The organism is Shewanella abyssi, from assembly GCF_023284025.1.
In the GTDB taxonomy this organism is placed as follows: Bacteria; Pseudomonadota; Gammaproteobacteria; order Enterobacterales; family Shewanellaceae; genus Shewanella; species Shewanella abyssi.
In genome coordinates, this window is the sequence record NZ_JAKIKR010000104.1 from 1 (window position 1) to 4,086 (window position 4,086).

Sequence of the window (4,086 nt, forward strand, 5' to 3'; positions counted from 1 at the left end):
CAAAATCAGATTTGACCGAACTTGATAGCATTGTGAAATGATAGTTACTCCGTAGAGCATTTACAGCACCAATTGCAGGGAAGAGGTTGTGCATATCAGCTTGTATATAACTATACTCATGGCTTCAACTTTCTTCTTTGAATAAATTTAGCACCACAGTAGATAGTTTCTCTATGATCCTGATAGACATGCCTTACGAGCATTTGCTTTGCTAAACGGATAGTTCGATGTATTGCCTAATTAGCTAAAGACCTAGATCGCAATGGTGGATATATTTTTAAATAAGTTCATGTAGAATCACTTCCCACAACATTTCTTGTATTTTTTCCCTGACGAACAATGAGGGCATATGTCATTCCGTCCAACTTTTTTAACTATAGACGGAGACTCTACAGGGGTAGGCAAGTAGACATATTTATGTGCGTTACCCCGATCATAATATATTGAATTTATTGCTTCCATCATATCTTCTGTTGACTTAAAAGGTCTTGCATTAGAATCAAAATGCGTAAAAAACGCAGTGGTATCATTAATTTTTTCAAGAGAAAGATTTTGTTTTCTCGACTCAATTGCAATTAGATTTAAACCTTTCTTTGAAGCTACCTCAATCTGTTTAGCTATACTATTAGGGCAACCATCACTACGATAACTATTTATAAAATGAGTTAATGCAGTTTTAATGCTATCAAGAGAATTATTTTGAAAACTAAGAATCAAATGCCCTAGCTCAAATTCAGCTATAGGATCTGGATTTAATCTTATATATTCCTTGTAAGCTTTTACTGCTTCTTCTGTACTTGCTCTCTGAGAATGTGTTCTAGCTAGGCTTAAATATGCTGGGGGATAGCCATTGTTTGCGGCTTCAGTCATATAAGAAATATATAACCCATGATCTTTGCATGTAGAATGGTAATAATTTGCAAGTTTATATTGAGACTCTGGGTAGCCAGCAACAGCAGCTTTTGCGAGATATTTAACTGATTTTTCTATATCTTTACTGAGGTGCCTGCCCTCTTGATACAAAACACTCAAAGTATCTAAAGCTATAGGATGATTATGAGAGGCTGCTATTTCTAAGTTTTCGATAGCTTCTTCTATCTCAAAATCTAAAGATGATGGTCTGTTGATGACATAGTAACCATGGTATGCCCTAGAGCTAACATGGCCCTTGAAACCAGCCTTTCTAAAGTATTCAATGCCTTTATTTAAATCTTTATCACGTTCAGTACCATTTATCAGAATAGCAGCATATTCATACAAACTTTCCAGATGTCCATCACTCATAGCTGCTGATTCAATGAGATCTACGCCCCGTTTGAGCTGACCTTCATCTTCTAAATAGTATCTTCCCTTATTTGTTTCAGGATTAGCAAAGTCATCAAGTCTTTTATAGTGCATTTGCGCTAAAGCACAGCCAACCACATACTTTGCATTAGGATCATTATCAAAAAGAGCTTTATAGGATAGATCTTGTATCGAAGACTGGATTTGAGCATCAAAGTTGTAGTCGGGGGTAATATCTCTTTGAAAAGATGACCTGATAAGGTTTATGAGTTCACAGAAGTTTTGAAGAGTCTTAAGCGCAAGAGCAATAAACTCCTCTTTCTCTAAACGAGATGTTTCTTTATGTGCGGCCTTGTTGCCAGCTATGCGAATCTCATGAAGTTTACTAATGATTTTTCGGTCTAATTTTTGTGTCGTTTCAATACTGTTTATTGAATCAAAAACATCCTTCGTATCAACATCAGGACATAGCTCTGAGCTGATCGTATCACATAGATTAGCGATGAGAGATCTAAGAATAACTAGTGTCTGAATAGGCGCATCCCGATACAAGTTTTTTGCTTCTTCATATTGCTTGCCTATCAGTTCACAGTGATTATTCACAAAAGTGATATCGTTCATGATTTCCATGTTCACTCAACTCCACCTCTTAGTTAACTGTCAATAAAATTAGCCCAACAAACAATACACTAAGTTACTGATAAACTGAATATTAAAATCAAATCTAAGTTCAAAATAGGAATGACTAACCAAACCCTCTTTTACGACTTGGTTTACCTCTCTCATCAAACAGATAATGCTTGTTCGTCAGTTCCCTTATAGAATCCACAGCGTCACTATCGCCCCTCAACTGAACACCATTAGCCTCAAGCCTATCAAGGTATTCTGTAACCTTACTTTTGCCGTATAGCTCATGAAATCGATTAACTAGAGTATGCTCATTAAATCCTTCATCAACACCATCACTAAAGATGTCATTCAGTGAATACTCATCAACAATCTCACCTGCTTGCTTTGCATCAGAAAAAGCTATTCCTCTTTGATACTTTAAGTGGAGATTAAACTCGTCAGTAAGTAAAAACTGCTCTTTTAAGCTTGATAACAACCTTCCTGTAGTCTCAAGTAGTTCAACTTCATTTAGCCCTTCAAAACACCCTTCAAGGAACTCATCAGCAGCTTTCATTGTGGCCTTGTTAAGATAATCAGCAATGAACAACGTATCAGAATCAACATTACTATATCCCTTGCTTAAGCAACTCTTCCGAAACAGCTCGATGTCCAAGTTCTCTACAAGCTGAACTTGATACTCTTTGGCTTTAGTTAATATAAAATCAGCAGCATTAGCCCCTTGGTGGCAAGCGATACTCAAAAAGTCCTTGCTACCACTCTCCTTTTGAGTTTTGAGCCAACCAGCTATATAAGCGGCACTTTGACTATCTGTTAGGCTTGGTAGATTTAGTTTTTTAAGAATCATTAAACTACCGCTCTCGGCAATTAATTCTTCAAAACCTATATTCTTTTGGATTCTTCCTTCATTACCGAGACTGTTAACTAAAGGTCTGTTTAAGCGAGATGCTGCTCCCGTAGAGTGGGATAATTCATGACAATAAACGCCTGTATAAACTAGCTCTGGATGATCCGTCTTAAAGTTTTGTTCAGATACCATTGCAATTTGATCTTTTGAAGGGCTGTAATGACAACTAGTTGGATGCTCAACTAAATCAATTCCCATCGCTTTACGACTTGCGTCAATTAGACTCTTCGCCGCATAAATTTTTGGTTCGAATAGCCTCGCCCGTTCGTCATTTGAATGGCACTCACCTAACTTACTCAGCAACTTGGTTTCTTTATAATGTTCTATCCAACCTTGATATATCTCATTGTTACGCAATGCATGGGGAAACTGAGAATGATGATACAGCTCGAACTGTTTGAGGATCTTCTGTTGGCGGTAGTTATCTTGGTCTTTTTGATCCAGCTTTTTATATTTCTTTGCTGATATCCACTTTTCAGGATTATTAGCCTCTAAAGCATCATTAACAAAAAGCTCGACTACTTTTTGGCATACAGCTATAGCTTTTTCAGGCACTTCAAGCCCTAGTTGCTCGATGCTTGACTGATTAAGGAAGAATGGTAAATCCAGTCCTAATTCACTCTGCAACAACCCCAGAAGTAATGCATTGCCACCTGAATACATCTCACCCGTTTTTGAATTTATTGGCAAGCCTAGCACCTGTTGGTCTATCCAAGGCTTCTTGAACTTAAAATCATCACCACTTTCAATAAACTTTCTGTAGATATCCAAAACCTGATCTAATACCACCTGATTCTTTTTAGGCTTAGGTGGTAACACCTCAATTGATTCAAGCTGTGCTTTTACTTCAGAAATGCTTTTAGGGCTGGCATCAGACTCAGTACTTTTTAGGATATTGGAAAGGTTATGTTTGTTAATAAACTGCTTAAACTTCTTTGTAGTTAGTTTGTCATTGGCTGTTCGTCCTCGATTCATATAGTAATCGAGTTGCTTTGCTGACTTTATTCCATTCTGTGATTCGACAAACTTGTTCTTGATGAGCGTTTGAACAATCGTATTTTTATTGCTCTCCATATGATTAATCCAATGAGTGACACTAGCGAAAAATCACACTAGATACCTTTAATAAACCATATAAAAAATAAAACTCAACACCGAACGTGATCCAGATCACAAAAATTAGTTATTAAGAGTATTTATTTCTCCTATATAAAAACATAACAATTATGGATATTTAGGAATGAGGAATAGGCGCATCTTGTTTATTA

At 36.7% G+C, this 4,086-nt stretch carries 2 protein-coding genes and 1 pseudogene; all 3 read right to left on the reverse strand.

The genetic code is table 11. From position 1 onward, the window contains the following. Positions 1 to 118, reverse strand: a pseudogene (locus tag L2755_RS22335) (endonuclease); the annotation flags it as partial. A gap of 179 nt (positions 119 to 297) precedes the next feature. Next, positions 298 to 1,914 (reverse strand): tetratricopeptide repeat protein, encoded by a 1,617-nt coding sequence (locus L2755_RS21775; protein WP_248982735.1) that lies wholly within the window; start codon positions 1,912 to 1,914, stop codon positions 298 to 300. 115 nt (positions 1,915 to 2,029) lie between these two features. Beyond that, the gene (locus tag L2755_RS21780; RefSeq protein WP_248982736.1) at positions 2,030 to 3,892 is read right to left on the reverse strand and encodes a zincin-like metallopeptidase domain-containing protein; all 1,863 of its coding nucleotides are present in this window, start codon (positions 3,890 to 3,892) and stop codon (positions 2,030 to 2,032) included. Positions 3,893 to 4,086 lie beyond the last annotated feature (194 nt).